General features: G+C 32.6%; 6 protein-coding genes. All 6 read right to left on the bottom strand.

The genetic code is table 11. From position 1 onward, the window contains the following. Positions 1-139 precede the first annotated feature (139 nt). Complete coding sequence (locus Q0370_RS04060) at positions 140-1,048, bottom strand: DUF1385 domain-containing protein (RefSeq protein WP_299572475.1); 909 nt, start codon at positions 1,046-1,048, stop codon at positions 140-142. Positions 1,049-1,109: 61 nt separating this feature from the next. After that, complete coding sequence (gene disA / locus Q0370_RS04055) at positions 1,110-2,183, bottom strand: DNA integrity scanning diadenylate cyclase DisA (RefSeq protein WP_299572473.1); 1,074 nt, start codon at positions 2,181-2,183, stop codon at positions 1,110-1,112. A 35-nt stretch (positions 2,184-2,218) separates the two neighbouring features. After that, complete coding sequence (gene radA, locus Q0370_RS04050) at positions 2,219-3,577, bottom strand: DNA repair protein RadA (protein WP_299572470.1); 1,359 nt, start codon at positions 3,575-3,577, stop codon at positions 2,219-2,221. Between the two features lie 96 nt (positions 3,578-3,673). Next, positions 3,674-4,177 carry a pantetheine-phosphate adenylyltransferase gene (gene coaD / locus Q0370_RS04045; RefSeq protein WP_299572468.1) on the bottom strand — a complete coding sequence of 168 codons (504 nt, stop codon included), beginning with the start codon at positions 4,175-4,177 and terminating at the stop codon, positions 3,674-3,676. Positions 4,178-4,207: 30 nt separating this feature from the next. After that, complete coding sequence (gene rnc / locus Q0370_RS04040) at positions 4,208-4,921, bottom strand: ribonuclease III (RefSeq protein WP_299572465.1); 714 nt, start codon at positions 4,919-4,921, stop codon at positions 4,208-4,210. Positions 4,922-5,022: 101 nt separating this feature from the next. After that, positions 5,023-6,255, bottom strand: coding sequence for a beta-ketoacyl-ACP synthase II (gene fabF / locus Q0370_RS04035; protein WP_299572463.1), 1,233 nt, complete (start codon positions 6,253-6,255; stop codon positions 5,023-5,025). Positions 6,256-6,311: the final 56 nt, after the last annotated feature.

Raw genomic sequence — 6,311 nt, 5'->3', positions numbered from 1 at the left:
TATATAATAATTTCCTTATCTTAAAATTTTTTAAAAAATCTCTATTTTTTTCATTTAGATTAATTTTTGTTGCAAAAAAAAGACTGGAAAAAACCAGCCTTCTCTATAACTTATAATGGACAATTATTATTCAATTTTTTTATTCAAAAACTTCCGTAGCATTTGTAACTTCATTTCCTAATGCTACATTTAATGCTACAATCGCAACTTCTAATTGACTTTCATCAGGCTCGCTTGTAGTTATTTTTTGTAGCCACATTCCTGGAACTGCTATCATTTTAGCAAATATATTATCTAGGTGATAGCTCGTCCAACGCTGTATTTCATAAGAAAGTCCAGCAACAAATGGTACAAATAGAATTCTTGTTACTAATTTATAAAGAAGCATCGTAAAATGTCCAGTTGGAACTTTAAAAAATAAATCAACTGTTGAAAATACTAAAATACTTATAAACATTACAAGTAAAAGAAAGCTTGTACCACATCTTGGGTGAAACCTTGTACATTCTTTTGCATTTTTTGGTGTTAATTCCTTTTCCATTTCGTAATTCATAATACTTTTATGTTCTGCTCCATGATATTCAAAAACTCGCTGTATATCCTTCAAAAATGAAATTCCATAGATATACCCTAAAAAAAGAATTAACTTTATAACAGCCTCAACAATATTTGCCATTAAAACATTATCTTTAAAGAAAAATCCTCCAATAGCAGATGGCAACCACATAAACACTGCAATTCCCATCAAAACTGAGGTCAAAACAGTAAACCCAACTTGTTTATCTGTCAATTTCTCCTCTTCCAGTCCAGCCTGATTTGATGCAAAAATAAGCTCTTTCGTCCCAACTACCATTGCATCATAAAGTGCTATAACTCCCCTAACGAAAGGTACTTTTAGCCATTTATTATTTTTCTCAGTAAGTGTTATTTTTTTATAAACAATACTCCCATCCTGCTTACGAACCGCTGTTGCAATCGCTTTAGGCCCTCTCATCATAACCCCTTCCACAACTGCCTGTCCTCCAACAGTTACTCTTTTATCTTTCATTTTTACCTACTTTCTTAATTTTTTTATATTTTTATAATTCTTCTTAATTTTAATTAATATTTTATTCCCTGTCAATTACAGTTCTATTTTTTATACGTTTTAGTGATTTATTAATGTGTTCAGCCTTATATTTACTAACTCCTTTTATTTTAGCAATATCTGAAGCTGTTGACGTCAAGATTGAATGAACGTTTGAAAATTCCTTTACAAGAATTTCTCTATCCTTTTTGCTTATTTTTGTTATGTTACTCAAAAGGCCATAGCCACGTGGCTCTATTTTTTCATCAAAATTTATAATATTTATATCGAATCCAAGTAAACACACAATTTTTTCATCATCCAGCAATTCCTCTTTCGTTAAGGATTTCACTCTTAAACCAATTTTTTCTGCTGTTTCCTCGCTTATTTTATAGTCCTTTATAAGAGCATCAAAACTTTCATTTTTATTTAACATTATTTCTTCATACTGAATTTTTATAAGCCGTCCTTCGCTTCCAAGCTCTGCCATGTACTCAATCAATTCTTCCGACATTCTGAAAAGCAGTCCATACATTCTCACACATTCTACAATATCATAAAGTGTCACCATATTGTCAAACTCAAGAATTGACAAGTTCACGTGATTTTTTTCAATAGCAATGGAATATTTTTCAAGGGCTGTTATTGCCTGTGAAGATTTTGTCAGTAAATCTCCAATTTCATTTAGTAAATATCTGAATTTACCATAATATACTGTTATTTTATTTCTTCTCTCAGAAACTGCTACAACTAAATTTCCTTTTTGCTGAGCGATTCTGTGTGCTGCCTGATGTCTTGTTCCACTTTCATCTGTTTCTATGGAATAATTTGGCTGTAATTGGATATTTGCTCCATAAATTGTTTTTATATCCTCTGACAAAATAATCCCACCATCCATTTTGGAAAGTTCGTAAACTTTTTGTGGCGAATATACAGTATTAAGCTCAAATCCTCCTCCCATCACATCTTTCAGATCACTAGGATTTCCAAGTACAATCAATGCTCCCAACTTTGCTTCCTGAATTTTGTCTATTGCTTCTCTTAAAGCTGTTCCTGGTGCTACTCTATCAAATATATGCTCCAATATTTTCTTCTTATTAACTGCCTTTTTTATCATCTCTATTATCCTTTCGCCTTTTTGCTCCGTTTGGCTTATCTTATCCTCTCAACAAGTTCACTTATATTACTTATATAATTAAGTTTTATTTTTGTTTTTTCCTTCTCAAAGTCTGCCTTATGGCTTTTTGGAAGATACACTCCTGAAAATCCCATTTTTTCTAGTTCATTCACTCTATTTTTAATAAATGAAACCTTTCTTACCTCTCCCCGTAACCCTAATTCACCAATAGCCGCTATTTTCTGACTTATCGGCACGCCCTTTACTGAGGATAAAAGCGAAAAAACCACTGCCAAATCAGAACTTCTATCATTCAAATCAATTCCGCCTGGAATATTTATATAAATATCTTTTGAATTTACATCCACCTTTAAGGAACGTGATAACACTGCACTCAATATCTCTACACGAGTTTTGTCATATCCCTCAACTGTTCTTCTTGGCATTCCAAAATTCGGAGTTCCTAGCAACGACTGCACTTCAAATAAAAACACACGGCTTCCTTCAAAAATTGGTACAATAATACTTCCAATATTTTTTTCATCTCTATCGCTTATAAAAAATTCAGATGGATTTTTTACTTCACTAATTCCATTTTCTTTCATATCAAAAATTGAAATTTCATTTGTTGATCCATAACGATTTTTTATAGAACGGATAATCCTATAGTAATTATTTTCTTCCCCTTCAATCTGCAATACTGCATCTACCATATGTTCCAATAGTTTTGGCCCCGCTAATTTCCCATCCTTTGTAACATGTCCCACAATATAAAATGCAATTTCGTTTTTTTTAGCAATTTCAATGATTTTTAAAGTTGTTTCACGAATTTGAGTTACACTTCCAGGAATGGAATTAACATTTTCTGAATAAAGTGTCTGAATTGAATCAATTACAACAACTTTTGGCTTATCCTTCAAAATTACACTTTCAATTTTTTCAATATTTGTATCATTCAAAATATACAAATTTTCGCTTTTTACATTGACACGTTCTGCACGCTGCTTTATTTGTCGTGGCGATTCTTCTCCAGAAACATAGAATACATTTCCAATTTTTGCATATTCCTGCGATAATTGAAGCAAAAAAGTTGATTTTCCGATTCCAGGACTTCCCGTAATCAGTACAACTTCTCCCTTTATTAGCCCGCCTCCCAGTACTCTATCAAATTCCTCAAAAGGCGTTACCATCCGAAATTCCTTTTCTATTTCAATTTCTGTTATCTTGCTTATCGAAACTTCCTTTGATTCCACATTCCTAAACGTATTTTTTATATCAATTTCCTCTTCGAATGTTCCCCATGAATCACAGTTAGGACATTTTCCAAGCCATTTTAATGAATTATATCCACACTCTGAACATATATATTTTGTTTTCTCCTTTTTTCCAGCCATTTTGGGTTCCCCTTTTATTTTTTACATTTTTATCTTATCAAATTTTCTTAACAAAATTATGTTTTTTTTCTTTTTATTAACTGTGAAACAGCAATTTTAATGTTTTTCCAGTTTTTTAACCTTCTCAATCAAACGTTGTTCTACATTCTTTGTCACAAAAAAGCTCAAATTTCCCTTATTTAAAGCCACTTCTTTTACAAGGCTCGAACTTAAATATAAATATTCTCTTGAAGCTGTCAAAAATATTGTTTCAAATTCACTTTTTGCAAGTGTTTTATTTGTCAAGGTAAACTGCAGCTCATACTCATAGTCCGACAATGCTCGTAGTCCTCTTATCAGAATATTTACATTTTCTTTGTACATAAAATCGACTAATAATCCCTTAAAAATTTTTATTTCAGCATTAATATTCTCTTTTTTCAAGATTTCCTGTATCATTTCAACTTTTTCTTCATCAGAAAACCAAGCCTTTGATTTTGTAGAATTTTTAAAAATTCCTATTATTAACTTGTCAAATAAATTTGAAGAACGCTTTATAATGTCAATGTGCCCCTTCGTTATTGGATCAAAACTTCCTGGATATAACGCTACTTTTCCCATACTGTTCTCCTATTTTTTGATTGCATTTTTTTACTTTTCTGATTTTTTTAATCTTGCGAGAGCTTCCCTTGCAGCATGTTTTTCTGCCTCTTTTTTACTTTTTCCAGTTCCTATACCATGAATTTTATCATTCCAGCTTACAGACATTTCAAAAACTTTGTCATGGTCAGGTCCACTAGTTTTAACCAAATTATATTCAGGCATTTTTCTGTACTTTCCTTGTACAAATTCCTGCAAAACTGTTTTATAGTCTCCTGTTCCTTCTATTTCTTCAAGTTTGTTTATTTTCCCAAGTAAAAATTTTAATGCAATATTTTTTGCAGTATAATAATCGGAATCCTTAAAAATCGCACCAATCAAAGCTTCGAAAGCATCCCCTAGAATAGATCTTCTGTGTCTTCCGCCAGACATAATTTCACCATTACTCAAGTATAAATACTCTCCTAGCTCAAGCTCACTCGCAATAGTTGAAAATACAGGTTCACTTATAATCTGACTTTTAAGCTTTGCAAGTTCTCCTTCTGTCTTTTTTTCATAAAGTTCATAAATATACTCTGTTGTTATAAGATTCAAAATCGCATCTCCTAAAAATTCGAGCTTTTCATTATTAAATCTTCTATCCTTCTCGGTTTCATTAGAATACGATCTATGTGTCAACGCTTCTTCCAAATACTCCTTATTTCTAAATTCGTATCCTATTTTTTTCATTAATTCATCAGCGTTTCTATTCCTATTTATTTCCATCCGTCTCACCTCCTTTTATTTTTTATCTTATTTTTTTTATGTTTTTAATCAAGGGGAAAATTAATATTTATTCTCCCCTTAATTATTTCAAAATATTTTTATTATTTATATTTTCTAAATGCTAAAACTGCATTGTGTCCACCAAATCCTAGTGAGCTTGACATTCCTACTTCAATATCTCTTTTCACTGGTTTGTTTGGTACATAATCCAAGTCACATAATGGGTCTGGATTTTCATAATTTATAGTTGGAGGCATGATTCCTTCTGAAATCGCAAGTGCCAAGAATGCTGCTTCAATTCCACCTGCTCCACCTAATAAATGTCCTGTCGCACCTTTTGTAGAACTTACAGAAAGTTTGTATGCATGTTCTCCAAATGCTGTTTTTATTGCTTGTGTTTCATTTTTATCGTTTGCAGGTGTTGAGGTTCCATGTGCATTAATGTATCCAACTTCCTCTGGTTTAATATTTCCTTGCTCCAAAGCCATTTTGAATGCTCTTGCGGCACCTTCTCCACCGTCAGATGGCGCTGTCATATGAAAAGCATCTCCTGTTTCTCCATATCCAACAACTTCTGCATAAATTTTTGCCCCACGTTTTTTAGCATGTTCCAATTCTTCCAGCACTAGTACTCCAGCACCTTCCCCAAGTACAAATCCATCTCTGTCCGCTGTAAATGGACGTGATGCAGTTTTAGGATCTGGATTAGTTGACAATGCTTTCAAATTTGCAAATCCTGCTATTCCTGACGGAGTTACTGTTGCTTCTGTTCCTCCAGCTACCATTGCATCAGCTTTTCCTAATAAAATTGCTTGAAAAGCATCTCCAATTGAGTTTGTTCCTGAAGCACAAGCAGTAACAACAGTCTTATTAGGTCCTTTTGCGCCTATATAAATCGAAGTATTTCCAGAAGCCATATTCAAGATTGCCGCTGGAATATAAAATGGCGATACTCTTTTAGGCCCTTTAGTAACAAGCTTTTCCACTTCCTGTTCAATTACATCCAATCCTCCTATCCCTGAACCAATAATTACTCCTATTCTATCCGCATTTTCTTCTGTAATTTCAAGTTTAGCATCTTCCAATGCTTCTTTAGAAGCCGCAATCGCGAATTGCGAAAATCTAGCTATTTTTTTCAACTCTTTTTTTTCAATATAATTTTCAGGCACAAAGTCTTTCACTTCTGCTGCGATATGCACTGAATGCTCTGAAGTATCAAACTGTGTAATCTTATCAATTCCACATTCTCCAGCCAACAAATTTTTCCAAGCCTTATCTTTCCCAGTTCCCAACGGAGTTACTAATCCTATTCCTGTAATAACTACTCTTCTCATTAATACACCTCTCATTTTTTATTTTTTCTTTAATTTTAAATGCATTTAATCTATTT

It is taken from the genome of uncultured Leptotrichia sp. (assembly GCF_938036635.1).
Lineage (GTDB): Bacteria > Fusobacteriota > Fusobacteriia > Fusobacteriales > Leptotrichiaceae > Leptotrichia > Leptotrichia hongkongensis.
Note: the sequence above shows the minus strand (reverse complement) of the source record. Positions and strands in the feature narration are given on the sequence as shown.

Bases quoted from the DNA above. Each gene is read 5' to 3' on its own strand.
- Q0370_RS04060 (WP_299572475.1), bottom strand. From the start codon at position 1,048: ATGAAAGATAAAAGAGTAACTGTTGGAGGACAGGCAGTTGTGGAAGGG.
- disA (WP_299572473.1), bottom strand. From the start codon at position 2,183: ATGATAAAAAAGGCAGTTAATAAGAAGAAAATATTGGAGCATATATTT.
- radA (WP_299572470.1), bottom strand. From the start codon at position 3,577: ATGGCTGGAAAAAAGGAGAAAACAAAATATATATGTTCAGAGTGTGGA.
- coaD (WP_299572468.1), bottom strand. From the start codon at position 4,177: ATGGGAAAAGTAGCGTTATATCCAGGAAGTTTTGATCCAATAACGAAG.
- rnc (WP_299572465.1), bottom strand. From the start codon at position 4,921: ATGGAAATAAATAGGAATAGAAACGCTGATGAATTAATGAAAAAAATA.
- fabF (WP_299572463.1), bottom strand. From the start codon at position 6,255: ATGAGAAGAGTAGTTATTACAGGAATAGGATTAGTAACTCCGTTGGGA.